Source organism: Micromonospora halophytica (assembly GCF_900090245.1).
GTDB lineage: Bacteria > Actinomycetota > Actinomycetes > Mycobacteriales > Micromonosporaceae > Micromonospora > Micromonospora halophytica.
Window position 1 is genome coordinate 110,120 of record NZ_FMDN01000007.1, and the last position, 25,280, is coordinate 135,399.

At 74.0% G+C, this 25,280-nt stretch carries 28 protein-coding genes; 15 read left to right on the forward strand and 13 right to left on the reverse strand.

The annotated features are described in order from the left end of the window. The first annotated feature begins 17 nt into the window (after positions 1 to 17). Positions 18 to 251, forward strand: coding sequence for a DUF7455 domain-containing protein (locus GA0070560_RS12665; protein WP_088964796.1), 234 nt, complete (start codon positions 18 to 20; stop codon positions 249 to 251). Positions 252 to 636: 385 nt separating this feature from the next. Here the strand turns inward: GA0070560_RS12665 and GA0070560_RS12670 are convergent, their stop codons facing one another. From GA0070560_RS12670 to GA0070560_RS12680, 3 genes are all read right to left on the reverse strand, one after another. Then, positions 637 to 2,370, reverse strand: coding sequence for a DEAD/DEAH box helicase (locus GA0070560_RS12670; RefSeq protein ID WP_091295341.1), 1,734 nt, complete (start codon positions 2,368 to 2,370; stop codon positions 637 to 639). A gap of 220 nt (positions 2,371 to 2,590) precedes the next feature. Then, positions 2,591 to 3,241: a trimeric intracellular cation channel family protein gene (locus GA0070560_RS12675; protein ID WP_091295345.1), complete on the reverse strand. Its 651-nt coding sequence runs from the start codon at positions 3,239 to 3,241 to the stop codon at positions 2,591 to 2,593. A 42-nt stretch (positions 3,242 to 3,283) separates the two neighbouring features. Next, a complete protein-coding gene (locus GA0070560_RS12680; protein ID WP_088978061.1) occupies positions 3,284 to 3,502 on the reverse strand; it encodes a DUF3039 domain-containing protein in 219 nt (72 codons plus the stop codon). Between the two features lie 87 nt (positions 3,503 to 3,589). Here GA0070560_RS12680 and GA0070560_RS12685 point away from each other — a divergent pair, with 87 nt between their 5' ends. Beyond that, entirely contained in the window at positions 3,590 to 4,519 is a 930-nt protein-coding gene (locus tag GA0070560_RS12685) for a pseudouridine-5'-phosphate glycosidase (RefSeq protein WP_091295348.1), read from the forward strand. Next, the gene (locus GA0070560_RS12690; RefSeq protein ID WP_091295351.1) at positions 4,516 to 5,415 is read left to right on the forward strand and encodes a carbohydrate kinase family protein; all 900 of its coding nucleotides are present in this window, start codon (positions 4,516 to 4,518) and stop codon (positions 5,413 to 5,415) included. The genes GA0070560_RS12685 and GA0070560_RS12690 overlap by 4 nt, the downstream gene beginning before the upstream one ends. Before the next feature lie 81 nt (positions 5,416 to 5,496). Here the strand turns inward: GA0070560_RS12690 and GA0070560_RS12695 are convergent, their stop codons facing one another. Beyond that, a complete protein-coding gene (locus GA0070560_RS12695; RefSeq protein WP_091295761.1) occupies positions 5,497 to 5,853 on the reverse strand; it encodes a DUF3099 domain-containing protein in 357 nt (118 codons plus the stop codon). Positions 5,854 to 5,957: 104 nt separating this feature from the next. Between GA0070560_RS12695 and GA0070560_RS12700 the strand changes: the two genes are divergently transcribed. Both GA0070560_RS12700 and GA0070560_RS12705 read left to right on the forward strand, forming a co-directional pair. Next, positions 5,958 to 6,269, forward strand: coding sequence for a hypothetical protein (locus GA0070560_RS12700; RefSeq protein ID WP_245675491.1), 312 nt, complete (start codon positions 5,958 to 5,960; stop codon positions 6,267 to 6,269). Beyond that, entirely contained in the window at positions 6,259 to 6,564 is a 306-nt protein-coding gene (locus GA0070560_RS12705; protein ID WP_088978056.1) for a hypothetical protein, read from the forward strand. Before GA0070560_RS12700 ends, GA0070560_RS12705 begins: the two co-directional genes overlap by 11 nt. Positions 6,565 to 6,665: 101 nt before the next feature. Here GA0070560_RS12705 and GA0070560_RS12710 read toward each other — a convergent pair whose 3' ends face one another. From GA0070560_RS12710 to GA0070560_RS12720, 3 genes are all read right to left on the reverse strand, one after another. Beyond that, on the reverse strand, positions 6,666 to 7,862 hold the full coding sequence (locus GA0070560_RS12710; RefSeq protein ID WP_091295358.1) for a low temperature requirement protein A: 1,197 nt from the start codon (positions 7,860 to 7,862) through the stop codon (positions 6,666 to 6,668). Positions 7,863 to 7,918: 56 nt separating this feature from the next. Next, positions 7,919 to 8,503 carry an HhH-GPD-type base excision DNA repair protein gene (locus GA0070560_RS12715; protein ID WP_091295361.1) on the reverse strand — a complete coding sequence of 195 codons (585 nt, stop codon included), beginning with the start codon at positions 8,501 to 8,503 and terminating at the stop codon, positions 7,919 to 7,921. A gap of 388 nt (positions 8,504 to 8,891) precedes the next feature. Continuing rightward, a complete protein-coding gene (locus GA0070560_RS12720; RefSeq protein WP_245675492.1) occupies positions 8,892 to 9,059 on the reverse strand; it encodes a hypothetical protein in 168 nt (55 codons plus the stop codon). 310 nt (positions 9,060 to 9,369) lie between these two features. On the opposite strand from GA0070560_RS12720, the gene GA0070560_RS12725 reads away from it, so the two are divergent. The 3 genes from GA0070560_RS12725 to GA0070560_RS12735 all read left to right on the forward strand — a co-directional run bounded on the left by GA0070560_RS12725 (position 9,370) and on the right by GA0070560_RS12735 (position 13,105). Continuing rightward, positions 9,370 to 10,428: an iron ABC transporter substrate-binding protein gene (locus GA0070560_RS12725; RefSeq protein ID WP_091295364.1), complete on the forward strand. Its 1,059-nt coding sequence runs from the start codon at positions 9,370 to 9,372 to the stop codon at positions 10,426 to 10,428. 71 nt (positions 10,429 to 10,499) lie between these two features. Next, a complete protein-coding gene (locus GA0070560_RS12730) occupies positions 10,500 to 12,032 on the forward strand; it encodes an ABC transporter permease (RefSeq protein WP_091295763.1) in 1,533 nt (510 codons plus the stop codon). Then, the gene (locus tag GA0070560_RS12735; RefSeq protein WP_091295368.1) at positions 12,029 to 13,105 is read left to right on the forward strand and encodes an ABC transporter ATP-binding protein; all 1,077 of its coding nucleotides are present in this window, start codon (positions 12,029 to 12,031) and stop codon (positions 13,103 to 13,105) included. The genes GA0070560_RS12730 and GA0070560_RS12735 overlap by 4 nt, the downstream gene beginning before the upstream one ends. A gap of 61 nt (positions 13,106 to 13,166) precedes the next feature. On the opposite strand, the gene GA0070560_RS12740 is transcribed toward GA0070560_RS12735, so the two are convergent. Further along, positions 13,167 to 13,388: a hypothetical protein gene (locus GA0070560_RS12740; RefSeq protein ID WP_091295372.1), complete on the reverse strand. Its 222-nt coding sequence runs from the start codon at positions 13,386 to 13,388 to the stop codon at positions 13,167 to 13,169. Between the two features lie 64 nt (positions 13,389 to 13,452). On the opposite strand from GA0070560_RS12740, the gene GA0070560_RS12745 reads away from it, so the two are divergent. Further along, positions 13,453 to 14,937 carry a DUF7782 domain-containing protein gene (locus tag GA0070560_RS12745; protein WP_170839381.1) on the forward strand — a complete coding sequence of 495 codons (1,485 nt, stop codon included), beginning with the start codon at positions 13,453 to 13,455 and terminating at the stop codon, positions 14,935 to 14,937. 145 nt (positions 14,938 to 15,082) lie between these two features. Next, positions 15,083 to 15,505, forward strand: a complete 423-nt coding sequence (gene dtd, locus GA0070560_RS12750) for a D-aminoacyl-tRNA deacylase (RefSeq protein ID WP_091295379.1) — start codon at positions 15,083 to 15,085, stop codon at positions 15,503 to 15,505. Positions 15,506 to 15,652: 147 nt separating this feature from the next. On the opposite strand, the gene GA0070560_RS12755 is transcribed toward dtd, so the two are convergent. Continuing rightward, the gene (locus GA0070560_RS12755) at positions 15,653 to 16,441 is read right to left on the reverse strand and encodes a sporulation protein (RefSeq protein ID WP_091295765.1); all 789 of its coding nucleotides are present in this window, start codon (positions 16,439 to 16,441) and stop codon (positions 15,653 to 15,655) included. Between the two features lie 213 nt (positions 16,442 to 16,654). Between GA0070560_RS12755 and sigB the strand changes: the two genes are divergently transcribed. The 4 genes from sigB (at position 16,655) to GA0070560_RS12775 (ending at position 19,097) form a co-directional block, all read left to right on the forward strand. Beyond that, the gene (sigB, locus tag GA0070560_RS12760; RefSeq protein WP_425412639.1) at positions 16,655 to 17,671 is read left to right on the forward strand and encodes an RNA polymerase sigma factor SigB; all 1,017 of its coding nucleotides are present in this window, start codon (positions 16,655 to 16,657) and stop codon (positions 17,669 to 17,671) included. 117 nt (positions 17,672 to 17,788) lie between these two features. Further along, the gene (locus GA0070560_RS12765) at positions 17,789 to 18,196 is read left to right on the forward strand and encodes an ArsR/SmtB family transcription factor (protein ID WP_091295383.1); all 408 of its coding nucleotides are present in this window, start codon (positions 17,789 to 17,791) and stop codon (positions 18,194 to 18,196) included. Beyond that, positions 18,193 to 18,693 carry an SRPBCC domain-containing protein gene (locus GA0070560_RS12770; protein WP_245675493.1) on the forward strand — a complete coding sequence of 167 codons (501 nt, stop codon included), beginning with the start codon at positions 18,193 to 18,195 and terminating at the stop codon, positions 18,691 to 18,693. The genes GA0070560_RS12765 and GA0070560_RS12770 overlap by 4 nt, the downstream gene beginning before the upstream one ends. After that, a complete protein-coding gene (locus GA0070560_RS12775) occupies positions 18,690 to 19,097 on the forward strand; it encodes a VOC family protein (protein ID WP_091295386.1) in 408 nt (135 codons plus the stop codon). Before GA0070560_RS12770 ends, GA0070560_RS12775 begins: the two co-directional genes overlap by 4 nt. 7 nt (positions 19,098 to 19,104) lie before the next feature. On the opposite strand, the gene GA0070560_RS12780 is transcribed toward GA0070560_RS12775, so the two are convergent. From GA0070560_RS12780 to GA0070560_RS12790, 3 genes are read right to left on the reverse strand one after another with little or no spacing between them, the layout of a single operon-like run. Further along, a complete protein-coding gene (locus tag GA0070560_RS12780; RefSeq protein WP_091295388.1) occupies positions 19,105 to 21,663 on the reverse strand; it encodes a bifunctional acetate--CoA ligase family protein/GNAT family N-acetyltransferase in 2,559 nt (852 codons plus the stop codon). A gap of 26 nt (positions 21,664 to 21,689) precedes the next feature. After that, on the reverse strand, positions 21,690 to 22,871 hold the full coding sequence (locus GA0070560_RS12785; RefSeq protein ID WP_091295391.1) for an acetoin utilization protein AcuC: 1,182 nt from the start codon (positions 22,869 to 22,871) through the stop codon (positions 21,690 to 21,692). A gap of 48 nt (positions 22,872 to 22,919) precedes the next feature. Further along, positions 22,920 to 23,777 (reverse strand): sulfurtransferase, encoded by an 858-nt coding sequence (locus GA0070560_RS12790; RefSeq protein ID WP_091295394.1) that lies wholly within the window; start codon positions 23,775 to 23,777, stop codon positions 22,920 to 22,922. Between the two features lie 161 nt (positions 23,778 to 23,938). Here GA0070560_RS12790 and GA0070560_RS12795 point away from each other — a divergent pair, with 161 nt between their 5' ends. Next, the gene (locus GA0070560_RS12795; protein ID WP_425412640.1) at positions 23,939 to 24,628 is read left to right on the forward strand and encodes an iron-dependent transcriptional repressor DtxR; all 690 of its coding nucleotides are present in this window, start codon (positions 23,939 to 23,941) and stop codon (positions 24,626 to 24,628) included. Positions 24,629 to 24,666: 38 nt separating this feature from the next. On the opposite strand, the gene GA0070560_RS12800 is transcribed toward GA0070560_RS12795, so the two are convergent. After that, entirely contained in the window at positions 24,667 to 25,215 is a 549-nt protein-coding gene (locus GA0070560_RS12800; RefSeq protein WP_091295401.1) for a hypothetical protein, read from the reverse strand. Positions 25,216 to 25,280: the final 65 nt, after the last annotated feature.

Sequence of the window (25,280 nt, forward strand, 5' to 3'; positions counted from 1 at the left end):
ACCAGAGGAGGAAGGCGATGACCCCGACCCTCACGCCGCCGCCCGAGACGGTGGCTCCCCCAGCCGCCGATGAACGGTGCGACCGCTGCAATGCTGCCGGTAAGCTCCGGATCACTCTGGCGGGTGGGAGCGAGCTGGTGTTCTGTGGGCACCACGCGAACAAGTACGCGGAGGATCTCGTGAAGATCACCGTGAAGTACGCGACGGACCCGGAGTTCAGCTGGCGTGGCGCCGATCTGATGGCGAACTGAATCCGCAACCGTAAGAGCGACGACATAGCCGACCGGAGGTGACCCGACAGGGCACCTCCGGTCGGCTTTTCGCACCCCGCACCCCGCACCCCGCACCCCGCACCCCGCACCCCGCACCCCGCACCCAGATCGTGCTACTTCCTGGATGTAGTGGCATCCCAGCGGGTCGAGGCCACTACATCCAGGATCGAGCGCTTTCATGGCGGGTGGCGCCGGCCACGGCGGGCGGCGGCGGCGCGACCCATGGCGGGCGGCATCGGCCGGGCGGCATCGGCCCGTCGGTGCGCCCCCGCCCGCCACCGGCACCGCTCGGACGCGAAGCTGACGGAGGCACCGTAGGGACGGAGGCGCCGAGGGCGACCGGGGACGCCAGGGGGTGAACCGGTCAGAGGGTCTGGACGGTCGCGATGCGCTCTTCGAGCTGCTCGATCGTCGCCTGTGCGCTGGGCGGCCCACCACAGAGCCGGCGGAGCTCGGCGTGGATCTTGCCGTGCGGCTGGCCCGTACGGTGGTGGCGGGCGGCCACCAGGGCGTTCAACTGGCGTCGCAGCGCCACCCGGCGCTGGGCGGCACTCATCGGCGCCGCCGGCGGTGCCGGAGCCTCAGTGGCCGGCTCAGCGGGCCTGACGGCGGTTCGGCGGCGCTGGGCGGCGAGCTGTTCGGCCTGCCGCTTGGTGAGCAGCATGGAGACCTGGTCGGCGGTGAGCAGCCCGGGCAGGCCCAGGTACTCCTCCTCCTCCGGGGTGCCCGCCTGGGCGGCGGTGCCGAAGGACGCCCCGTCGAAGATCACCTGGTCCAGTTCGGCGGTGGCGGAGAGGGCGGTGAACCGCTTTTCCAGCTCGCCGCTGGCCTGGTCGTCGCGCTGGGCGCGCTCCAGCAGGTCGTCGTCGAAGCCCTCGCGGTCCTTGGGCTTGCCGAGTACGTGGTCCCGGGCGGCCTCCATCTCGCTGGCCAGCCCGAGCAGGTGCGGCACGCTCGGCAGGAAGACCGAGGCGGTCTCCCCGGGGCGGCGGGCCCGGACGAAGCGTCCGATCGCCTGGGCGAAGTAGAGCGGGGTGCTGGCGCTGGTGGCGTACACCCCGACGGCGAGCCGGGGGATGTCGACGCCCTCGGAGACCATCCGGACGGCCACCAGCCACCGTTGCTCGGACGCCGCGAACGTCGCGATCCGGGCGGAAGCGCCCACGTCGTCGGAGAGCACCACCGCGGCTTTCTCCCCGGTGACCTGCTCGATCAGCTTGGCGTACGAGCGGGCGTTCTGCTGGTCACTGGCGATCACCAGGCCGCCCGCGTCGGGCATACCGGCGTTGCGCAGCACGGTCAGCCGGGCGTCGGCGGCCCGCAGCACCTGCGGCATCCAGTCCCCGGCCGGGTCGAGGGCGGTACGCCAGGCCTGCGCGATGAGGTCCTGGGTCATCGGCTCGCCCAGTCGCGCCGCCAGCTCGTCGCCGGCGTTGGTGCGCCACCGGGTCTCTCCCGAGTACGCCAGGAAGAGCACCGGCCGGACGACGCCGTCGCGCAGCGCGTCGGAGTAGCCGTAGACCGAGTCGGCGCGGGAGCGCAGCAGCCCGTCGCCGCCCCGCTCGTACTCCACGAACGGGATGGGGTTGTCGTCGGAGCGGAACGGCGTGCCGGTGAGCATCAGGCGGCGCACCGCGGGCTCGAAGGCCGCCTTGACCCCGTCGCCCCAGGAGCGCGAGTCGCCGGCGTGGTGGATCTCGTCGAGGATGACCAGGGTGCGCCGGGTCAGGGTGCGCCGCTTGTGCACGTGCGGGGCCATGCCGACCTGGGCGTACGTGACGACGGCGCCGTGAAAGTCGGTGGAGGAGTGCACGTCGGCGTTGCGGAACGCGGAGTCGAGGTGGATGCCGACCCGGGCGGCGGCCTGGGCCCACTGGGTCTTCAGGTGCTCGGTCGGGGCGACCACGGTCACCGCGTCGACGGTGCCGTCGACGAGCAGCTCGGCGGCGATCCGCAGGGCGAAGGTGGTCTTGCCCGCGCCGGGGGTGGCGACCGCGGTGAAGTCCTCGGTCCGGCGGCGCAGGTACTCCACCATCGCCTTGCGTTGCCAGGCACGCAGGGGTGGGAACGTCTCGAGCGCCGGCAACCGGGGTGCCACGCGTAGCTCCTCTCGACCGCACGGCGGCGGGCCCGGCCGAGGGCCACGGGTACCGCCGCCCATGAAAAGGCCCTCGCGCATCGGGTGCCGCGAAGGCCGACTCAGCATAACCAGCGGGGGCCCGTCTCCCCACTCGACGCCACGCTGGTCACATCCGTCGCCCCGCCCGCACACCATCCGGAGCCGGGAACGTGACCGGCGCGACCGGTGCCGCGGCGGGTCAGCCCCGGGGGCCGCGGACGCCGGTCTTCGGGGGACGCAGCGTCGCGACCGGCGCGGACCAGCGCCGCCGCAGGGCCACCAGCCGGAGTACGAAGACCAGCACGGCCGCCGCGGTCAGCCAGGCGGTGTCGGCCTGCCTCAGGGAGTCCAGCAACGCCACGGCGATCGCGCCGACGAGGGCGGCGACGGCGTAGATCTCCCGGCGCAGCACCACCGGGATCTCGGCGGTGAGCAGGTCCCGGCCGAGCCCGCCGCCGATCGCGGTGAGCATGCCGATCACGCAGGCGCCGACGGCCGGCACCTGGGCGTCGAGCGCCTTGAGCGTGCCGGTGACGGTGAACAGCGCCAGCCCGGCAGCGTCCAGCACGAGCACCGTGGTCCGGAGCCGGGCGAGCTGGGGGTGCAGCCAGAAGACGGCGACGGCGGTGACCCCGGCGGTGGTGGCGTACCGCCAGTCGGCGAAGGCCAGCGGGGGCACCTCGTCGATGGCCAGGTCCCGGAAGATCCCCCCGCCGAGGGCGGCCACGAAGCCGACGAAGACGACTCCGAAGAGGTCGAGGCGCTTGGCCACCGCCGCGGAGGCCCCGGAGGCGGCGAAGACGGCCACTCCGGTGAGGTCGGCGACGAGCAGGGCGGTGGAGGTGGTCACGGCCCGAAGGTTACGGGGGCGGCCGGGACGGCCGCCGGAGGATCACTCGGCGTACGAGTCGTAGATCTCCTTGCACTTCGGGCAGACCGGGGAGCCGGGCTTGGCCGCCTTGGTCACCGGGAACGTCTCACCGCAGAGCGCCACGACGTAGGTGCCCATGACGGCACTTTCGGCGATCTTCTCCTTGCGGACGTAATGGAACATCTCGGGACCGGTGTCGGCGTCCTTCAGTTCGGGACGCTCAAGAATCTGAGTGCTCATGTCTACACCTCCAACTTTCCAGTTTGGCAGGTCGCAAGGGCCGGGTCCACCGCAGCCCACCCGACGGCGGCCCGTACGGTAACGGAGGTGACCAACTTTCACACCCGTCTCGGCGCCGAGGTCGCCGACGCCCTGCGCGACGGCCACCCCGTCGTCGCACTGGAGAGCACCATCGTCTCGCACGGTCTGCCCCGACCGGACAACCTGCGGGTCGCCCGCGAGATCGAGCAGGCCGTACGCGACGCCGGGGCGGTCCCGGCCACCATCGGCATGGTCCGCGGCGAACTTGTCGTCGGTCTCGACGACGCCGAGCTGACCCGGCTCGCCACCACCGACGGGGTGAGCAAGCTCTCCGTACGCGATCTCGCGGTCGCCGCCGCGACCGGCGCGGACGGTGCCACCACGGTGGCCGCGACCAGCGCGGTGGCCGCGGCGTCGGGGATCGGCGTGTTCGCCACCGGCGGGCTCGGCGGGGTGCACCGGGAGGCGGCGCAGAGCTTCGACGAGTCGGCCGACCTGGTCACCCTGGCCCGGACGCCGATCACGGTGGTCTGCGCCGGGGTCAAGTCGATCCTCGACGTCGGGGCCACCCTGGAGCGGCTGGAGACCCTCGGGGTCGGGGTGGTCGGCTACCGGACCCGGCGCTTCCCCGGCTTCTACCTCACCGACGCCGGCTTCGACCTGGACTGGTCGGTGGACTCCCCGGAGCAGGTGGCGGACGTGCTCGCCGCCCGGGAGCAGCAGTGCGTGCACGACGGCGGGCTGATCGTGGCCAACCCGCTCCCCGTCGACGAGCAGCTCGACCCGGCACTGCACGACCGCACCCTCGCCGAGGGCCTGGCCCTGCTGGAGCGCGACGGGGTGACCGGCAAGGCGGTGACCCCGTTCCTGCTGGCCCACTTCCACTCGGCCACCGACGGCGCGAGTCTGGCGGTCAACGTGCGGATCATCCTGCGCAACGCCGACCTGGCCGCCCGGATCGCCGTCGCCGCGGCCGCCCGCCGACACGCGGCATGACCCGCCCGTCCCGGGTGGTGGTGGTCGGTGACCTGATCACCGACGTGGTGGCGGTGCTGGCCGGCCCGCTCGCCACCGGCTCGGACACCCCGGCCACCATCCAGGTCAGCGGGGGCGGTCAGGCGGCGAACACGGCCGCCTGGCTGGCCGCGCTGGCGGTACCGGTGACCCTGGTGGGCGCGGTCGGGGACGACGGCGCCGGCCGGGACCGGGTGGCCGAGCTGGAGCGGGTCGGGGTGGACTGTGCAGTCGAGGTGCACCCCGGCGCGACCACCGGCACGGTGATCGTGCTGGCCACCGGTGACGAGCGCACGATGGTCACCGAGCGGGGCGCGAACCTGAGGCTGACCGCCGGGCACGTCGAGCGGGCCCTGGCGGCGGTGCCCGACGCCGCCCACCTGCACCTGTCCGCGTACTGCCTGCTGGACGCCGCGTCGCGACCGGCCGGGCTGGCCGCGCTGGCCGTGGCGCGCGAGCGCGGGCTCACCACCAGCGTCGACGCGGCCTCCGCGGCGCCGCTGCGGCGGGTCGGCGCGGCGGCGTTCCTGTCCTGGGTACGCGACGTCGACCTGCTGCTGGTCAACGCGGACGAGGCCGGCGTGCTGGCCGGCGGGCTGGACCCGGGGGCGCAGGCGCGGGTGCTGTCCGCCTCGGCGCGGCGGGTGGTGGTGAAACGGGGCGGCGCAGGCGCGGTCTGGTTCGACCGGAGCGCGACGGTGAGCGTGGCGCCGTCCCGGCGGGTGGCGGTGGTCGACGTCACCGGCGCCGGGGACGCGTTCGCGGCGGGCCTGCTGGCCGCCTGGCTCGACGGGGCGACCCCGAGGGCGGCACTGACGCGCGCCGGCGACCTCGGCGCGCTGGCGGTGTCGACGGTCGGGGCCCGGCCGGCGGGCTGACCGTCGTCCGGCGCGCCCGGCCCCCGTCGAGGGGCTGACCGTCGCAGGTGTCCGGGCGCGGCGACCGCGTCCGGGCACCGGTCAGGGCTCGGCGTCGATGATCTTACGCGGCCGCTCCTCCGCGGTCAGGCTCATCGGCGGGGTGTCGTCACGGCGGCGGGGCTGGAACTTCCCGGCGAGCCGGTGCTGCTCCTTCGGCGGGCGATCGTTGGCCAACAGCACGGCCAACCAGGGGATGAGGATCATGCCCAGAGCGACCAGCGGCAGCCAGAGCCAGAGCAGCGGAGCCTGCACGCCGACCAGGATCGCGCCGATGATCACGCAGGCCACCCGGACGCCCATCATCAGCACGTACCGCTTCTGCCGACTGGTGAGTTGATCGTCCTGGCTGCGTGAGGCGTCGGTGATCAGGATCGGTTGGTACGCCTGACGCTTCACCACGGACCTCCTCGATGGGTACGCCCCATCCTGTCACTCCCCCACCGTGATCAGCGACAATCGACCCGATCGCGTGCGTGTTACGTGCGTGGTACGCTCCGCTCGTGGGCAGCCGGTACAGCTTCACCGACGAGGCGTTGGGCAACCTGCGGGTCTACGACGTCGCGCCCGGGGAAGTCTGGGAGGCCCTGCACAGCACCCGCCGGGTGATCCGGCACCTGGGCGACGACGTGATGGTCGTCTACGCGGCCACCCGTCGCGGCCGACGACTGGCCGTGCTGCTCGCCGAGGCCGACGGCACCGACAACGACTGGGACATCCTCTCCGCCCGCGAGCTGAGCGACGTCGAGGCCAAGCGCTACGACGAGGCCGTGCGGAGGGGTCGCCGACGAGGAGGCGGTCACGATGAACCGTGACGAGGCGACCAAGCGGTTCCACGGTGAGGCGCTCGCCGAGCTGATCGACGAGAGCCAGCCGGTGGAGCTGCCCACCCCCGACACCGACGTGCCGATGGTCAGCCGCTCGGTGCGCCTGCCCGTGGAGACGTACGAGCGGGTGCGGGCTGCCGCCGAGGCCCGGGGCATCGGCGTCACCACGCTGATGCGGCAGTGGATCGAGGCTGGCCTGGCCGACCTGGACGACTCCGCCACCGTCTCCCTGGCCGACGTGCGGCGCGCGCTGGCCTCACTCTCCCGCCCCACCGCCGCCTGACATCGGGCCCAGCCACCTGGCCGTGCCGCCCGGCCCGCACGGCCGCCTGACCGGCCCGGCCCGCCCGCGCTCGGCCGCCCGACCCGCACGGCGGCACCCGGTTACAGCGGCGTCGCCGGCTGCTCCAGCGGACGCCCGTGGGCCCGCACGGCGTCGGCGACGGCGATCCCGGCCAGCACCAGGGCACTCAGCGCCAGCGCGCCGATCGACGGCAGCCGCCACACCACCGGAACGAGCCCGATCAGCAGCACGACCCCGACCACCCGACTGCGGGACACCCGCCCGAAGATCTCGTACTCGAAGCGGGCCCGGGCGGCCAGGAAGAGCGCCGGCCCACCCATGACGAACAGCGGCCAACCCGAGGCGGTTTGCCCGTAGGGGTAGGCGATGACCAGCTCGTAGCCGACTCCGGTGAGCAGCACGCCGGCCACGATGACCAGGTGGGTCCAGCTCGCCGACTCGCCGAGCAGACCCGGGGAGCGGGCCGCCCTGATCGCCTCGGCCAGCACGTGCCCCGCCCGGTGGAAGTAGATCCACCACAGCAGCGCCGTGATCAGGAACGACAGGGCGAAGGCCGACGCGTGGGCGGCCGAGAAGGCCGCGCCGCTGAACGTGATCCCGATCACCAGGATCGTCTCCCCGAGCGCGATCAGGAAGAACTGCTGGTAACGCTCGACCAGGTGCTCCCCCATCACCGCCCAGCCCGAGGCCCGCACCGACCCGCGCCCGGGCAGCGGCCAGCCCAGCGCCAGCCCGACGTAGTCCCAGGCCAGGGCGAGCGTCCAGAGCACCGCCCGCGCCGACGGCACCAGCGCGCCGACCAGCCAGGGCACCGCCCCGACGACGGACCAGAGCAGGATCCGCGAGGTGACCGTCCGGCGGGGATGGCCGCGCAGGGCCAGGGTGAGGAAGAGCGGCCGGCCGACCTGCACGGCCAGGTACGCCAGCACGAACGGCACCGCCCGTTCCGCGAACGCGCGCGGCGTCGCCACGGCCATCACCATGCTGCCGAACATGGAGGCCACCACCACGAACTGGATGGCGCTGCGTTCCGGCTCGTACCGGCTGGTCACCCAGGCGGTCAGCGACCAGACGATCCACAGCGCGAGGAACAGCACCACGGTCTGCGCGCCCTGACGGAGCAGGTCCGGGCCGCCGGCCGTCACGTCGTCGATCAGCCGCTTGGAGACGCGGGTCAGCGCGAAGACGAAGACCAGGTCGAAGAAGAGCTCCAGGAAGGTGGCGCGGGGCGAACTCGTGCCGCCACGCAGCAGCTCCTCGCCCTGCTTTTGCGCCATCGCCCACCGCCCCCGCCGTCGCGGTTACCAACGAACGGGGCGCACGCGCGGTTGCGTCAGCCCTTCGCGGCCTTCGCCTCGGCCTTGGCCGCCTGCTTGAACTCGCGGACCCGACGCAGCGACTCCGCGTCGGTGATGTCGGCCACCGACCGGTGGGAGCCCTCCTCGCCGTAGCCGCCGGCCGCCTCCCGCCAGCCGTCCGGGCGCACGTCGTACCGCTTGCCGAGCAGGGCGACGAAGATCTGCGCCTTCTGCCGGCCGAAGCCGGGCAGCTCACCGACCCGGCGCAGCAGCTCCCGGCCGTCGGCGGCGTCCGCCCAGAGCCGGGCGGCGTCGCCGTCGTACCGGTCGACCAGCGCCCGGCACATCTCCTGCACCCGGGCGGCCATCGCCTTCGGGAAGCGGTGCAGCGCGGGCGGCCGGGCGAAGACCTCCACCAGCGCTTCCGGGTCGTACCCGGCCAGCTCGCGGGCGTCCGGGTCGTGCCCGAGGCGCTGGCTGAGCACGTACGGGGAGGAGAACGCCTTCTCCATGGGGATCTGCTGGTCCAGCAGCATCCCGGTCAGCAGGGCCAAGGCGTTGCGGTTGAGCAGGTCGTTGGCCGCGGGTTCGATCGGAAGGGAGAGTGCCATGGCAGTCATGTTTCCGCACCGGCCCGCGCGGCTGCCCGGATAGCCTGCTGGACACGCGGGGACGAGTGGCCACAGCCCGGTCCCGCCGTCGAGCACCGACCCCGACCGCCACGGTGGGCCCGGCCCGACCGCCACGGCACAGTCCAGCCGCCACCACGCGGCACGCCACGGCACGGCGCGCCGCCGGCAGCCGGGGCGGGGTGGGGATCGCTACCGACTTGATGGCATGGATGGATCGCCGACCGCCGCCGTTGATCCATCCATGCCATCAGGTCTGTAGCGTCCGTAGACCCCTCCCGCTCCTGCGGCGGACGATCCAGACCCCCTCGACCCGGACGACCGCTGCGCTCCGCACCGGAGCAGCAACCGCCGGCCGGCGCCAAGGGGTCGATCCGGGTCAGTCGCGGGCCCGGGCCCAGGAGAGGAAGCGCCCGTGCAGGTCCGGGGCCCGGTCCGGACTGAGCTGGGCGAGCTGGTCACGCGCTTCGGCCATCAACGCGCCCAGATAGACCAGATAGAGCAGCAGCGCAGTACGGCTGCCCCGGTACTCCACCAGCAGCGACATCACCGGAATCAGCGGCCCACATCCCACCGCTGCCGAGGCGCCACCCGGAACGCCGGACAGGGCCACGGCTCACCGCAGGTCTCACAGTCCCACTCCGGGTAATTGCCGATGTGACCGCACCGGCATCGGCCGAGTGGGCTGACGCATCCACTCCGGAAGACTGGAGTCACGCTCACGCTGCGGCAAGCAGCACTGACCGGGGTGTGTCGGCCGTCCCATTCGCCACCAGGGCCGATCCGATCTGAGGTTAGGCTGTGCTAACTTCGTGAGCGTCGGCGGGGTGCCCGTTGACCGAGCGAAGGAGTACGTCGTGCCCGTCCCCGCCCGCAGGTCCCTCGCGGCCGTCGCCGCTGCCGGCCTGCTCTCGTTCGGCCTGGTCGCCTGCGGCTCCGGCGAGGACGACGCCGGGGATCCGGGCAAGGCCGGCGACAAGATCATCACGGTGTACAGCGGCCGCAACGAGAACCTGGTCAAGCCGCTGCTGGACAAGTTCAGCCAGCAGACCGGGATCACCGTCAAGACCCGGTACGCCACCACCGCCCAGCTCGCGGCGCAGTTGCTCGAGGAGGGCGACAAGTCGCCCGCCGACGCCTTCTTCGCCCAGGACGCCGGTGCCCTCGGCGCGGTCGCCAAGCGCGACATGTTCGCCCCGCTGCCCGCCGCCGACCTGGAGAAGGTGCCGCAGGCGTACCGGGCGCGCAACGGCCAGTGGGTGGGCGTCAGCGCCCGCGCCCGGGTGCTCACCTACAACGCCGACGCGGTGCCCACCGCCGAGCTGCCGAAGTCGGTCTTCGAGCTGACCGACCCGAAGTGGAAGGGCAAGGTCGGCGTCGCCCCGACCAACGCCTCGTTCCAGGCGTTCGTCACCGCCATCCGGGTGCAGCACGGCGACCAGAAGGCGAAGGACTTCCTCGCCGGACTCAAGGCCAACGAGCCGCAGATCCGCGACAACAACGTCAAGATCGTCGAGGACGTCGACAAGGGCACCATCCCGGTCGGCCTGGTCAACCACTACTACCTCGGCGAGATCGCCAAGGAGAAGGGCACCACGCCGGACGGGCTCAAGGCGAAGCTGCACTTCTTCCCCGGCGGCGACACCGGCGCGCTGGTCAACGTCGCGGGCGTGGGCGTGCTCAAGCGCTCCGCCGAGGACCCGGACACCAGGGCCTTCGTCGACTTCCTGCTCAACCCGGAGTCGCAGAAGCACTTCGCCGAGCAGACCTTCGAGTACCCGGTGGTGGCCGGGATCGCCGCCCCGGCCGGCGTGCCGCCGCTGACCGACCTGGACACCCCGGACATCGACCTCAACGACCTGGACACCCTGGATGCCACGATCACCCTGATCAAGGACTCCGGGCTCGTACCCTGACCATGACCGTCACCACCCCCGACGCGGGGCCGGCCCGAAACGGGCCGGCCCGTTTCGGCGTACCCGGACGGTTGCGCCGCCTGGCCCCGCGCCCGGCGCTGCTCGTGGCCTCGACCGCCGCGGTGGCCGTCGCCCTGGTCCCCCTGGTCTACCTCGCGGTACGCACCGCCGAGGCCGGCGCCGAGCGGATCGGCGCGGAACTGTGGACCGAGCGGGTCGGGCTGCTCGCGGCGCGCAGCCTCGGGCTGGCCGCCGTGGTCACCGCCGCCTGCGTGGTGCTCGGGGTGGGCACCGCCTGGCTGGTCACCCGCACCGACCTGCCCGGCCGGCGGTTCTTCGCGGTGCTCGCCGCGCTGCCGCTGGCCGTGCCCACCTACATCGCCGCGTTCGCCTGGGTCTCCACCGTCGATCGACTGGAGGGGTTCTGGCCGGCGGCGCTGGTGCTGACCCTCTGCTCCTACCCGTACGTCTTCCTGCCCGTCGCGGCCGCCCTCAGGGGCGCGGACCCGGCGCAGGAGGAGGTCTCCCGCTCGCTGGGCCGGGGCGACTGGCGCACCTTCACCGACGTCACGCTGCGCCAGATCCGCCCGGCGACCGCCGCCGGGGCGCTGCTGGTCGCGCTCTACGTGCTGGCCGACTTCGGCGCGGTGTCGATCCTGCGGGCGGACACCTTCACCCGGGCCATCTTCGTCGCCTTCGACCTGGGCTTCGACCGCACCGGCGCGCTGGTGCTCTCCTGCGTGCTGGTGGCGCTGACCGTGCTCCTGCTGGCCGGCGAGACAGCCACCCGCCGGCGCGGCGCCCGGTACGCCCGACTCGGCGGCGCCCGCCGCCCGGCCAACCGACTGCGGCTCGGCGCGGCCCGCTGGCCGGCTCTCGCGGCGCTGGTCGCGGTCGCCGTGCTGGCGCTCGGCGTGCCGGCGGTGAGCCTGGCCCGCCGGCTGGTGAGCGGCGTGTCCCGCCCGGGTGCGCTGACCGAGGTCGCCACCGCCGCCGGCAACTCGCTCTGGCTCTCGCTGGCCGGGGCCGCCCTGACCATGCTGCTGGCGCTGCCGCTGGGGCTGCTCACCGCCCGCGCCCCCGGCCCGGTCGCCACCGTGCTGGACCGGCTCGCCTACCTGGCCCACGCGCTGCCCGGCGTGGTGATCGGGCTGTCGCTGATCTTCTTCGGCATCACCGTGGCCCGCCCGCTGTACCAGACGTCGTGGCTGCTGGCACTCGCCTACGCCACCCTCTTCCTGCCGCTGGCGGTGGGTTCGGTCGCCGGGGCCGCCGCCCAGGCCCCGCCCGGTCTGGAGGAGGTGGCCCGGTCGCTGGGACGGGGGCCGCTGGCCGTGCTGCGGACGGTCACCCTGCCGCTGACCCTCCCCGGCATCGGGGCCGGCGCGGCGCTGGTCTTCCTCACCGGCATGAAGGAACTGCCGGCCACCCTGCTGCTCCGCCCGACCGGCACGGACACGCTCGCCACCGAACTGTGGACGGCCACCTCCGTCGGGGCGTACGCGGCCGCCGCCCCGTACGCGGCGCTGCTGGTGGCCATCTCGGCACTGCCCACCTGGTGGCTGGTCGCCCGCGGCGGCCTGCTCGACAAGGAGGACCGATGAGCGAGGTCGTGCTGACCGGGGTGGTCAAGCGGTACGGCCCGGTGACCGCGCTGGACGGGGTGGATCTCACCGTCCCGGCCGGCGCGCTGACCGCCGTCCTCGGCCCGTCCGGGTGCGGCAAGACCACCCTGCTGCGCTGTCTGGCCGGCTTCGAGCGACTGGACGCCGGCACCATCCGGGTGCACGGGCTCCAGGTGGCCGGCCCGGGTCGGCACCTGCCGGCGCACCGCCGCCGCATCGCCGTGGTGCCCCAGGAAGGCGCGCTCTTCCCGCACCTGACGGTGGCCGCCAACGTCGCGTACGGCCTGGACCGCGCGGCCCGGCACGGCGATCGGGTGGACGAGGTGCTGGCCCTGGTCGGGCTGGCCGGGTACGGCGACCGGATGCCGCACCAGCTCTCCGGCGGCCAGCAGCAGCGGGTGGCGGTGGCCCGGGCGCTGGCCCCGCGGCCGTCACTGGTGCTGCTGGACGAGCCGTTCAGCGCGCTCGACGCGGGACTGCGGGCAGGGCTGCGGCACGACATCCGGGAGGCGCTGCGGGCCGACGGGGCGACCGCCGTGCTGGTCACCCACGACCAGGGCGAGGCCCTGTCGGTGGCGGACCGGGTGGTGGTGCTCCGCTCGGGGCGGGTCGTGCAGAGCGGCTCCCCCACCGCGCTCTACCGGGAGCCGGCCGACCAGTGGGTCGCCGGGTTCGTCGGCGACGCGGTGCTGCTGCCGGCGGTCGCCGCCGACGGGGCCGCCCGGACCCCGCTGGGCGTCCTGCCGATCTCGGGAGCCACCCCGGACGGGCCGGTGACGGTCCTGGTCCGTCCCGAGCAGCTGCGACTCACCCCGGCCTCGACGGACGCGGCGGTGACCGCGACGGTGCTGCGCCACGACTTCCACGGCCACGACGCGCTGATCGCCCTGCGGCTGGCCGACGGCACCCGGGTCACCGCCCGGATCTGGGACGAAGCCGACCCGGCCCCGGTCGGCGCCGAGGTGGCGGTGCACGTCGAGGGCCGGGCCCGGGCCTGGCCGGCCCCGCCCAGCCCCGCCCCGGTGGACACGCCAGCCCTCCCGGTCGGCTGACCGCCGCCCCGACCGGCGGCGCCGTCGCCGACGCGGCGTCGACTTGCCGGCTGCCGACCGCCTACGACGGGACGCGCCTCGGTGGACAGGGGTGGGGTCCACCGGGCGAGTGGTAGCAGGCGTTGGCGTTGGCGCTGCCGGAGCAGTCGAGCACCTTGACCGCGAACAGGCGCACGCCCCTGGTGGCGCTCATCGTGGCACTGAAGCCGGTCGGCGCGGCGCCGTAGACGTCGGCGACGCTACCGTCGTACCGCTTGACCAGGCCGGTGGCGCGGTCCGGCACGGCCGTGCGGGCGGATGTCGCGGGTGCCGACCGGCGAGGGACGGCAGGCAGGCAGGATGGCCTCGTGGAACGACACGACATGCTGCTCTCCCCCGCCGGCGTCGAGGCGCTGCGCACCGCGCTGGACCGGGCGGGCTTCACCTCCAACGGCATCGCCGGCCGGCTCGGCCCGCAGGCCACCGGCGGGGTGGCCCGCAACGACTTCCGCGCCGCGCTGCGCGCCACCTCCGACCGCGACCCGCTCGCCACCCTGATCCGGGTGTTCATCTGCGCCCAGACCGAACCCGAGCCGGCGGTGGCCGCCGCCCTCGCCCCGCTCGACCTCGCCGAGGCGCTCACCGGTGGGCTGGTCGAGCGGCACGGTGACGGCCTGCGCGCCGGGGTCGACCTGGAGCCGTACGGGGACGACTGGTGGGTGCTCGCCGACGTGCCGGCCAGCGCCCGACCCGGCCGGCCGCTGCACGCCGAGCACGTGCTCGGCATCGGCGGGGCCACCCAGACGCTGATCGGGGCGACCATGCGCCGGTCGGTGCAGACCGCGCTGGACCTGGGCACCGGCTCCGGCGTACAGGCGCTGCACCTGGCCACCCACGCCCGGTCCGTCACCGCGACCGACGTCTCCGAGCGGGCGCTGCGCTTCGCCGCCACCACCGCAGCCCTCAACGGCCAGGACTGGGAACTGCTCCGTGGTGACCTGGTCGCCCCGGTCGCCGGACGCCGCTTCGACCTGGTGGTGAGCAACCCGCCGTTCGTGGTCGGTCCCGGCACCACCACGCACGTCTACCGTGACTCCGGCCGGGTCGGCGACGCGATCGGCGCCGAACTGGCCGCCGCTGCGCCCGGCCTGCTCACCGAGGGCGGCACCATGCAGTACCTGGCGAACTGGGTGCACGTGGCCGGCGAGGAGTGGGCCGAGCGGGTGGCCGGCTGGTTCGCCGGCACCGGGCTGGACGCCTGGGTGATCCAGCGCGAGGTGGCCGACCCGATGGCGTACGTCAACCTGTGGCTCACCGACGTCGGCGAGGCCGCCGACCCGCAGCGAATGGCCGCCTGGCTGGACTGGTTCGACGCGCACAAGGTGGAGGCGATCGGCTTCGGCATCGTCTCGCTGCGCCGCCAGGGCCACGACGACCCGGTGGTCCGGGTGGAGGACCTGCGCCAGCGGGTGGAGCCGCCGATGGGCGACCGGATCGCCGCCTGGTTCGACCGCCAGGACTTCCTGCGGGTACGCGACACCGACGCGCTGCTCGCCGAGCGCTACCGGGCCGCCGAAGGGCTCCAGCTGCGACAGGAGGCCACCATGGGCGACGAGGGCTGGGCGGTGGACCGGCAGGTCCTCGCGATGCCGCACGGGCTGCGCTGGACCGAGGAGATCGACCCGCTGGTGCTGGCCCTGGTGGGCGGGGCCGACGGCCGGCTGCCGCTGCGCGACCAGCTCGCCCTGCTCGCCGCCGCCCACGACGTCACCCCGGACGAGCTGGCCGACGCCGCCGGTCCGATCGTGGCGCACCTCGTGGAGCGCGGCATCATCGAGCCGGTGACGCCGTGACACGGGCGGCTCCGGTGACACGGGCGGCGCAGTCGACGCCAGCGACAACGGCGGCACGGGCGGCACGGACGGCACGGGTGATCCGGGCGACGCCGGCGGCCGGGGTGTCGCGGGTTGTGCCGGGCGGCCGAAGGGGGGTCCGCTGATGCGGGCGGTGGTGCAGACGGTGAGCCGGGCCAGCGTGACGGTCGACGGCGAGGTGGTCGGCGAGATCGCCGACGGCCTGCTGGTGCTGCTCGGGGTGACCCACACGGACACCCCGCAGGTGGCGCAGACCATGGCCCGCAAGATCCATGAGTTGCGCATCCTGGACGAGGAGCGCAGCGCCGCCGACACCGGCGCCCCGGTCCTGGTGGTCAGCCAGTTCACCCTCTACGGCGACGCCCGCAAGGGCAGACGCCCGACCTGGACCGCCGCCGCCCCGGCCGAGGCGGCCGAGCCACTGGTGACCGCCGTCGTGCAGGCGCTGCGCGAACGCGGCGCCAAGGTCGAGACCGGCCGCTTCCGCGCCCACATGCTCGTCGAGAGCGTCAACGTCGGCCCCCGCACCATCCTCCTCAACCTCTGACGACCCCCACCCCACCTCCACCCCACCCGTCGATCCTCGCGATCTTGCACTTATGGCCGCCGATTCGAGTGTGATGCGCCCTTTGTCGCGGCCCGAACTGCAAGATCGCGGGGGTGGGAGTCGGGCGGGGGTGGGGGTGGGGGTGGGTTAGAAGAAGAGGCCGCGGCGTTGGATGGACTGGCGCAGCCAGGCGTCGAGCTGGGCGGCCCAGTCGACCGTGTCGACGGTTGCGTGGTCGACGGTGAAGCGGCCGAAGGCGTCGCGCCCCTCGGAGAGGACGCCACCCCGCTTGTCGATCTCCAGCACCACCTGGGTCTGTCGTGGCTCGGTGATGAAGGTCAGCTCCAGCTGGTTGATCGCGCGGGCGTACTGAGGGGCGGGAAAGAACTCGATCTCCTGGTAGAAGGGCAGGCTCTGCCGTACGCCGTAGATGTGCCCCCGCTCGACGTCGGCGCGGGCGAACCGGAAGCCCAGCCGCAGCAACGCCTCCAGCAGCCGCTCCTGCGCCGGCAGCGGATGCACCGACACCGCGTCCAGGTCACCGGAGTCGACCGACCGCGCCACCTCCAGCTCGGTACGCAGCCCCATCGTCATCCCGTGCAGGCGCTGGCCGTAGAGGTCGGTCAGCGGGGTCTCCCAGGGCACCTGGAAGCGGAACGGGATGTCGTACCGCTGCCCCGCCTCCAGCCGGAACGGGCCGGTCACCTGCTGGCGGGCGAACTCCTGGTTGGTGTTGTACTCGGAGTCGGCGCCCTCCACCTCGACCCGGGTGACCAGGCCGAGCGCCACGTAGGAGATGTCGACGCCGTGGTCGCCGCCGGCCACCTGGATCCGCCCCTCCAGCTGACCGCCCGGCCGGCAGTGCGGGTTGGCCAGCACCGTCTCCACGGAGGGGCCACCGACGCCCATCGCCTGCATGAGCCGCTTGAAGACCACCACGTCCTCCATCGCTGTCGTCGCCGACCCCGATGGCCGACCGCTGGCACGGTAACCGCCACCGGCAACAGATGTGACGCAGGACACTCGAACGTTACGCTGTCGGGTCCCCGATCGCCTCACTCCCGTCTCACGCCCCGATTGGAAAGCTGTTCATCACCGGCACCACTGGGCCGGTACGCGGCACAGAAGCGGACACGGGGAGAGATAGAGATGGCCCTGCAGATGATCGAACACCAGACGCGCCCGGCCGCCACCATCGACGCCGGACACGGCACGGAGTCCCTCACCGACCTCGACGCCACCGACGAGCGCGGCGTCTCCACCGACCTGGTCCGGGCGTACCTCAACGGTATCGGCCGGACCAAGCTGCTCACCGCGGCGCAGGAGGTGGAGCTGGCCAAGCGGATCGAGGCGGGGCTGTTCGCCGAGGAGAAGCTGTCCACGTGCACCCCGGTCTCCACCGAGCTGCGGACCGACCTGGAGCTGATCGTCGCGCAGGGCCGCGCCGCCAAGGACCACCTGCTGGAGGCGAACCTGCGGCTGGTGGTGAGCATCGCCAAGCGCTACACCGGACGCGGGATGGCGTTCCTGGACCTGATCCAGGAGGGCAACCTCGGCCTCATCCGCGCGGTGGAGAAGTTCGACTACGCCAAGGGCTACAAGTTCTCCACGTACGCCACCTGGTGGATCCGCCAGGCGATCACCCGGGCCATGGCCGACCAGGCCCGCACCATCCGCATCCCGGTGCACATGGTCGAGCAGGTCAACCGGATGGTCCGGGTACGCCGTGAGCTGTCGGTCACGCTGGGCCGGGAGCCCACCGTCGCCGAGGTGGCTCGGGCGTTGGAGATCCCCGAGTTCCAGGTGATCGAGCTGATCTCGTACGACCGGGAGCCGGTCAGCCTGGACCAGGCCGTCGGCGAGGACGGCGAGAGCGCGCTCGGCGACTTCGTCGCCGCGGTGGACCCGCGCACCGAGCCGGGCGAGGCCGCCACCAACGGCGAGCTGCGCAACGAGGTGCGGATCGTGCTGGCCACCCTCTCCCAGCGGGAGCAGGCCGTGATCCGGCTCCGGTTCGGCCTGGACGACGGCCGGCAGCGCACCCTGGACGAGGTGGGCAAGGAGTTCGGTCTGTCCCGGGAGCGGATCCGGCAGATCGAGAAGGTGACGCTGCTGAAGCTGCGTGCCCCGGAGCGGGCGCAGCGGCTGGAGGCGTACGCCTGCTGAGGGTTCCGTGATCCGAAGCGCCCCGGCGGTTCGCCGGGGCGCTTTCGCGTGCCTGCTTGACCTGGCACCCCGACCCGGGTTACATAACCTTCTGGTTATCAAACCAGGAGGTTACGAGTGCCGACCGAGCCGCTCGACGCGACGTTCGCCGCGCTGGCCGACCCGACCCGCCGGGCGATCCTGGCCCGCCTGGCCGCCGGGGAGGCCACCGTCACCGAGCTGGCCGCCCCGTTCCGGATGAGCCAGCCGGCGATCTCCAAACACCTCAAGGTGCTCGAACGCGCCGGCCTCGTCTCCCGGGGCCGGGACGCCCAGCGACGGCCGTGCCGACTTCAGGCGCGACCGCTGCGCGATGCTGTCGCCTGGCTCGCCGACTACCGCGACTACTGGGCGGAGAGCTACCAACGCCTCGACGCCCTGCTCGACGACCTCCAAACCGGAGGCGGCCCCGACGACGCTGATCCTGGTCCGTCGGCTGGGCAGGACGGCGCCACGCCCCGCAGCCCGGACGGGCGTCCCGGGTGACGGGCGCGGACGAATCCCTCGTGGTGCACGCCCCGGGTGACCGGGAGATCGTGCTCAGCCGGATCTTCGACGCCCCGGCTGACCTGGTCTTCGCCGCGTTCACCCGGCCGGAGCTGCTGGTCCGCTGGTACGGCGCGCGCGGCTGGCGGCTGGTCGGGTGCGAGGTGGACCTGCGGGTGGGTGGACGCTGGCGTTTCGTCTCCGAAGGCCCGGACGGCGCGCTGATGGGCCAGAGCGGCGTCTACCTGGAGATCGACCCGCCCCTGCTGCTGGTCGGCACCGAGGTCTTCGACGACCAGTCCTACCCCGGCGAGACCCTGGTCCGTCACGTTTTCACCGAGGTGGCCGGGCGGACGACGGTGACCACCGCCCTGCGGTACGCGACCGCACAGGGCCGCGACCGGGTGCTGCGGTATCCGATGGCGCGTGGCGTCTCCGAGAGCTTCACGCGGCTCACCGAGCTGCTCACCACATCCACGACAACGGGAGAGACATGAACTGGACCCTCGAAGTGGTCGTCGTGCCGGTCAGCGACATCGACCGGGCCAAGGCCTTCTACGCCGACCAGCTCGGCTTCGCCGTCGACCACGACACCCGGATCGGTGACGACGTACGGATCGTGCAGCTCACTCCCCGCGGATCGGGGTGCTCCATCGTGATCGGCCGGGGTGCCGTGCCGGACATGCCCCCGGGCTCGCTCAAGGGCCTGCAACTGGTCGTCCCCGATCTGGGGAAGGCCCGGGCGGAGCTGGTCGAGCGGGGCGTCGAGGTCAGCGAGATCCAGGTGGTCGGGAAGAACCCGCGCCCGGTCCCGCACCCGCTGGACAACGTCGGCTTCGTCTTCTTCACCGACCCGGACGGCAACGCCTGGAGCGTGCAGCAGATCTCCGACCGGGCCTGAGCGACGATCAGAGTCGACGGGGGCCGGTGTCCGGGCGGGCGCCGGCCGTACCGACCCGAACGGTGGCGTGCAGCACCGAGATGCCGTCCGGCCGGGCCAGCACCGGGTTGAGGGTCAGCGAGCGGACCCGGGGCTGCTCGTCGGCGAGCCGCCCGACCCGCAGCAGCAGGTCGGCCAGGGCGGCCCGGTCGACCGGGGCGGCACCCCGGTGCCCGCGCAGCAGCGGCGCGGCCCGTGGCTCGTCGACCAGCTCGGCGGCGTCCCGGTCGGTCAGCGGCACCGCCCGCCAGGCCCGGTCGCCGAGCAGCTCGGTGGCGACGCCGCCCAGGCCGAAGCCGACCACCGGACCGAACGCCGGGTCCTCCATCAGCTCGACCACGCAGGCCACGCCGGGCGGGACCATCGGCTGGACCAGGACCTCCGGGCCGAAGACCGGGGCCATCTCGGCGTACGCGCGCCGCAGCGCGCCCTCCTCGGCGAGGTCGAGGCGGACCGCGCCGAGGTCGAGGCGGTGCCGCAGGCCGGGGGCGGCGGCCTTGAGCGCGACCGGCCAACCCAGCCGCTGCGCGGCGGCGACCGCCTCGTCGGCCGTCACCGCCGGGGCCGACCCGACCAGGTCGATCCCGTACGCGGCGAGCAGCCTGGCGGGGTCGGACGGGTCGGCGCGCAGCGCGGCCTGCCCGGCGTCCGGGTCCACCCGGGACAGCTCGGGCAGCGCCCCCGGGTCGCGGCGCAGCCAGCCGGCGTACGTGGCGACCCGGCCCAGGGCCCGGACCGCCTCCTCGACACTCGGGTACGCCGGCACCCCGGCGGGCACCCGGCCGGCGAGGAACGTCGCCACGGTGGGCTTGCCGGCGGCGAGCGCGGTCGGCAGCGCGGCGGTGAAGTCCGCCTCCTCGGCGGTGAGCTGCCCCGGCAGCGGCGGAGCGAAGACGGCGACCAGGGCGTCGACGCCCTCGTCGGCGGTCGCCTCGGCGAGCGCCGTGGTGAACTCGGCCGCGCCGGCGTGCGGGCCGACGTTGCGCGGGTACCCGTCGGCGAGGACGAGCCCCTGGGTGGCGCAGGCGGTGGCGGCGAGCCCGGTCAGCGCCGAGGAGTTGCCCACCACGGCGACCCGGGGGCCGGCGGGCAGTGGCTGGTGGGCCAGGAGCACACCGATGTCGAGCAGTTCGGCGACGGTGTCCACCCGGATCACCCCGGACTGGGCGAAGAGCGCGCTCACCGCGGCCTCGTCCAGGGCGGGCCCGTCGCCGAGGCCGACCGGGCGGGCCAGCGAGGCGAGCGCCACCACCGGCTTGTCCCGGCCGATCCGCCGGGCCAGCCGGGCGAACTTGCGCGGATTGCCGAAGGTCTCCAGGTAGAGCAGGATCACGTCGGTGCCCGGGTCGTCCTGCCAGTACTGCAGCAGGTCGTTGCCGGAGACGTCGGCCCGGTTGCCGGCGGAGACGAAGCTGGACAGGCCCAGCCCCCGCCGGTGCGCCTCGGCGAGCAGCGCCACCCCGAACACGCCGGACTGGCTGAACAGGCCGACCCGGCCGGGCGCGGGCAGCGCCGGGGCGAGGGTGGCGTTGAGGCGTACCTTCTCGTCGGTGTTGGCCACGCCCAGGCAGTTCGGGCCGACGACCCGCATGCCGGCGGCGTGCGCGGCCCGCACCAGCGCCCGCTGCGCCGCCGCGCCGTCGGCGCCGGCCTCGGCGAAGCCGGCGGAGATGACCACCAGGCCGTGCACCCCGGCGGCGGCCGCGTCGGCGACCACCGTGGGCGCCACCTCCGGGGACACCGCGACGACCGCCAGGTCGATCTCGCGCCCGGCGTCGGCCGCCGAGGGGTACGCGGGCAGCCCGGCCACGGTGGCCGCGTTCGGGTGCACCGGGACGATCGCGCCGGTGTAGCCGCCGTCACGCAGGTGACCGAGGACGGCGGCGCCGACCCCCTGCCCGGTGGCGCTGGCCCCGTAGACGGCGATGCCGCGCGGGGCGAGCAGCCGGGCGATCGAACGCGCCTCGGTGCGGTGCTCCCGGCCGCGCTGCACCTCCAGGGTCGCCTCGGTGGGGGCGATCGGGAAGGTCAGGTGCACCACGCCGTCGGCGTACTGGCGCTGGACCTGGTAGCCGAAGTCGGCGAAGACCCGCAGCATCGCGCCGTTGGCCGGCAGCACCTCGGCGACGAAGTGGACGATGCCGTAGCGGCTGGCCGCGGCGGCGAGGTGTTCCAGCAGCACCGAGCCGATCCCCCGGCCCTGGTGGGCGTCCTCGACGACGAACGCGACCTCCGCCTCCGGCGCCTGCGGGCCGAGCCGCTCGTACCGGCCGACGGCGACGATCCGGCCGCCGGCGAGCACCACGAACGCCTCCCGGTCGCGGTGGTCGACGTTGACGAAGCGTTGCAGGTCCCGCTCCGGGATTCGCGGGTACGGCGAGAAGTAGCGCAGGTAGCGGGTGCGCTCGGAGAAACGCGAGTGCATCGCCACGATCTCCGCGGCGTCGTCCGGGCGGATCGGGCGCAGCTGGACGGTGGTCCCGTCGCTGAGCAGCACGTCCACCGGTTGGTCCACAGTGGTGGTCACCGGTCGGTCTCCTCCCAGGTCCCGGCTCAGTCGCGCGGGTCGTGCGGATCGAGCCCGAGCAGCGGGAAGACCGCCTTGCGGGTGGCCGCGATGGCCCGGTCCACCGAGTTCGGCTCGCCGGTCGGCTGCCACGGCTCGTACGACGGGTCGACGTCGTCGGTCATCCGCAGCGGGATCCGGCTGCCGGGCAGCCGCCGCGCCGCCAGCTCGCGCCAGCCCGGCGGGGTGAGCGTGGCCGGCTCGACCGGCGCGCCGGTGGCCACGGCGAGCAGGTGCGTCCAGGCCCGGGGCACCACCTCGGCCAGGGCGTACCCGCCGCCACCGGTGGCCACCCACCGGCCCTCGCAGAGTTCGTCGGCGAGCGCCCGCAGCGCCAGGTAGGTGGCGCGCTGCCCGTCCACGGAGAGGTGCAGGTCGGCCAGCGGGTCGAGGCGGTGCCCGTCTGCCCCGCACTGGGTGACGAGGATCTGCGGCCGGAACGCCCGCAGCACCGAGGGCACGACCGCGTGGAAGGCGCGCTGCCAGCCGGCGTCGCCGACGCCGGGCGGCAGGGGCAGGTTGACCGCGGTGCCCTCGGCGCCGGGGCCGCCGGTCTCGTCGGGGAAACCGGTGCCGGGGAAGAGCGCGAGCGGGGTCTCGTGCACGCTGACCGTGAGCACCCGGGGGTCGCGGTAGAAGATCTCCTGCACGCCGTCGCCGTGGTGCACGTCCACGTCCACGTACGCGACCCGCTCCGCGCCGAGGTCGAGCAGCCGGGCGATGGCCACGGCCGGGTCGTTGTAGACGCAGAACCCGGCGGCCCGGTCGGGCATGGCGTGGTGCAGCCCACCGGCGACGTTGACCGCGCGGCGGGCCTCGCCCCGCCAGACCGCCTCGGCGGCGGCCACGCTGGCCCCGGTGACCAGCGCGCTGGACTCGTGCATCCCGGGGAAGACCGGATTGTCCGAGGTGCCCAGCCCGTACCCGGCGAAGAGCGGGTCGTGCGGGGCGACCCGGACCGCGTCCAGGTAGTCGGGCAGGTGCACCCGGGTGAGCAGCGCGTCGCCGGCCGGCTCGGGCTCGACCAGCCGGACCCCCGGCCGGTCGAGGACGCCCAGTTCCCGGGCCAGCGCGACGGTCAGCTCGACCCGGACCGGATCCAGCGGGTGCTCACCCATGTCGTAGGCGAGCAGGGACTCGTCCCACACCACCACCGTGTCGTCCGACATGAGGTCATCGTCGCACGAGCGTCGTCGGCCGCCGACGGCACGCGCTGCTCACGGCCGTGGCGTCCGGCCCTTCGCCACCGGGCGGGCCGGGTCGGCCACCCACTCGCTCCACGACCCGACGTAGAGCGCGGCGTCCGGCCGGCCGGCGAGGTGCAGGGCGAGCACCGCCTGCGCGGCGGTCACCCCGGACCCGCAGTACGCCCCGACCGGCGCGTCCCCGGTCACGCCGGCGGCGGCGAAACGTTCGCGCAGCGCCTCGGCGGACGGGAAGCGCCCATCGGTGACGTACTGCGGCGCGGGGAGGTTCACCGCGCCGGGTACGTGCCCGGCGACCGGGTCGATCGGCTCGGTCTCGCCCCGGTAGCGGGGCGCGGCCCGCACGTCCAGCAGGACCCCCTCGTCGGCGGCCGCCAGGGCCGCCGCGGCGGCGGTGTCCAGCACCGGCAGCACGCCCGGGCGGACGGTCACGTCCCCCGGGGTGGGGGCCGGCGCGTCGGTGGAGGTGGGCAGACCGGCGGCGAGCCAGGCCGGCCAGCCCCCGTGCAGCAGGCGTACCTCCCGGTGGCCGGCCCAGCGCAGGGTCCACCAGGCGCGGGCCGCTGCCATGCCGTCGCCGCCGTCGTACACGACGACGGGGTGACCGGCGCGGACGCCGGCGGCCCGCAGCGCGGCCTGCAGGGCGGCCGGGTCGGGCAGCGGGTGCCGGCCGGCCGCGCCGGGCGGGCCGCAGAGCGCGGTGTCCAGGTCGACGAAGACCGCGCCGGGCAGGTGACCGGCGGCGTAGTCGTCGCGCCCGGGTGGGCCGGCGAGTCGCCAGCGCACGTCGAGCAGGGTGGGCGGCTCGGGCCGGGACAGCTCGGCGGCGAGCTGTCCGACCTCGATCAGCGGCGTCTCGGTTCCGGACATGGCGTCCAGTCAACACCATCCGGGCAGCGACCTCGCGGTTCGGCACCGACGGTCCGTCGGACGGCCGGGGTAGCATCGTGCACCGGAGGGCCGCTGACCGTGAAACACGATCTGATCGACACGATTGAGGGCGAAGTCACCTCCGAGGAGAGGTGGTAACGATGGCCCGACATGATCTTGTCGATACGACCGAGATGTACCTTCGCACCATCCTCGAACTGGAGGAGGAGGGGGTGCCGCCGCTGCGCGCCCGGATCGCCGAGCGGCTGCGCCAGAGCGGGCCCACCGTCAGCCAGACCGTCGCCCGGATGGAGCGCGACGGCCTGCTCACCGTCGAGGGCGACCGGCACCTGGCGCTGACCCCGCTGGGCCGCAGCAGCGCCGTCTCCGTGATGCGCAAGCACCGCCTCGCCGAACTGCTGCTGGTCAACGTCATCGGGATGCCCTACGAGGAGGCCCACGAGGAGGCCTGCCGCTGGGAGCACGTGATGAGCGACGCCGTCGAGAAGCGGGTCTACGACCTGCTCAACCGGCCGACCCGCTCGCCGTACGGCAACCCGATCCCGGGGCTGGAGGAGCTGGGCTCACCCGAGCCCGCGGCCACCGACACCACCGAGGCCGAGCGCAACCTCGCCTTCCCCGGCCTCTCCGGGCCGGTCGTGGTCCAGCGGATCTGCGAAAGCGTGCAGACCGACTCGGGCGTGCTGCGCCAGTTGCACGCCGCCGGCATCGACCCGGGCGCCACGGTCACCGTCGCCCAGGAGCGGGACGGGGTGTCCATCGACCGCTCCGGTGAGCGGATCCGACTGCCCCGCGAGGTCGCCTCCCGGGTGTTCGTCGCCGCGCACTGACGACGGTCGGCCCGGCTGGTCGGCCTGTCGCCCCGGCCTCACAGAGCGCGGGTGTCGATCTTCCCGGCCAGGTCGACCAGCTTGCCGGTCAACTCCTCCGCGTCGGCCTTCGCCGCGCCGCGCTCACACGTCCAGCGCAGGGTGGCCAGCCGTTTGTCGGTGGCCAGCCAGCCCACCTCGGCCGCCGGGCCCTGCTTGGCCGTCTTCGCCACCGACCGGCGGTAGGCGGCCCGGCCCAGCTTCGACACCTTCGTCGCGCCCTTCGGCAGCACGTCGGCGTGGAAGCTCGCCACGTCGATCGAGGTGTCGGTGACGGTCAGGGTCAGCTCCGGCAGGGTGGCGCCCTCGGCGCGTACCACGCAGGTGCGGGTGTCCTTGCGGTCGCTCGCCGCCGCCACGTCGAAGCGGACGCCGGTGTGCTCCTCGATCACCGCGAAGTCCAGCAGCGTGCAGGCCCCGCCGGAGGAGGCGGCGGCCACCTCGACGGTCACCGGCTCCACGGGTGGCACGGCCACCGGCGCGGGATCACCGGCGCAGCCGGCGGTCAGCAGGATTGCTGCGGCACCCAGCCAGATCCGCACACGCACGGGAACCTCCGCGATCGTCGGCGGGCGGGCCCGCCGGTTGTCCGTCGGACACCGTACGACCAACT

Bases quoted from the DNA above. Each gene is read 5' to 3' on its own strand.
- GA0070560_RS12665 (WP_088964796.1), top strand. From the start codon at position 18: ATGACCCCGACCCTCACGCCGCCGCCCGAGACGGTGGCTCCCCCAGCC.
- GA0070560_RS12680 (WP_088978061.1), bottom strand. From the start codon at position 3,502: ATGAGCACTCAGATTCTTGAGCGTCCCGAACTGAAGGACGCCGACACC.
- GA0070560_RS12690 (WP_091295351.1), top strand. From the start codon at position 4,516: ATGACCCGCCCGTCCCGGGTGGTGGTGGTCGGTGACCTGATCACCGAC.
- GA0070560_RS12705 (WP_088978056.1), top strand. From the start codon at position 6,259: ATGAACCGTGACGAGGCGACCAAGCGGTTCCACGGTGAGGCGCTCGCC.
- GA0070560_RS12710 (WP_091295358.1), bottom strand. From the start codon at position 7,862: ATGGCGCAAAAGCAGGGCGAGGAGCTGCTGCGTGGCGGCACGAGTTCG.
- GA0070560_RS12715 (WP_091295361.1), bottom strand. From the start codon at position 8,503: ATGACTGCCATGGCACTCTCCCTTCCGATCGAACCCGCGGCCAACGAC.
- GA0070560_RS12720 (WP_245675492.1), bottom strand. From the start codon at position 9,059: ATGTCGCTGCTGGTGGAGTACCGGGGCAGCCGTACTGCGCTGCTGCTC.
- GA0070560_RS12735 (WP_091295368.1), top strand. From the start codon at position 12,029: ATGAGCGAGGTCGTGCTGACCGGGGTGGTCAAGCGGTACGGCCCGGTG.
- dtd (WP_091295379.1), top strand. From the start codon at position 15,083: ATGCGGGCGGTGGTGCAGACGGTGAGCCGGGCCAGCGTGACGGTCGAC.
- sigB (WP_425412639.1), top strand. From the start codon at position 16,655: ATGGCCCTGCAGATGATCGAACACCAGACGCGCCCGGCCGCCACCATC.
- GA0070560_RS12775 (WP_091295386.1), top strand. From the start codon at position 18,690: ATGAACTGGACCCTCGAAGTGGTCGTCGTGCCGGTCAGCGACATCGAC.
- GA0070560_RS12785 (WP_091295391.1), bottom strand. From the start codon at position 22,871: ATGTCGGACGACACGGTGGTGGTGTGGGACGAGTCCCTGCTCGCCTAC.
- GA0070560_RS12790 (WP_091295394.1), bottom strand. From the start codon at position 23,777: ATGTCCGGAACCGAGACGCCGCTGATCGAGGTCGGACAGCTCGCCGCC.
- GA0070560_RS12795 (WP_425412640.1), top strand. From the start codon at position 23,939: ATGGCCCGACATGATCTTGTCGATACGACCGAGATGTACCTTCGCACC.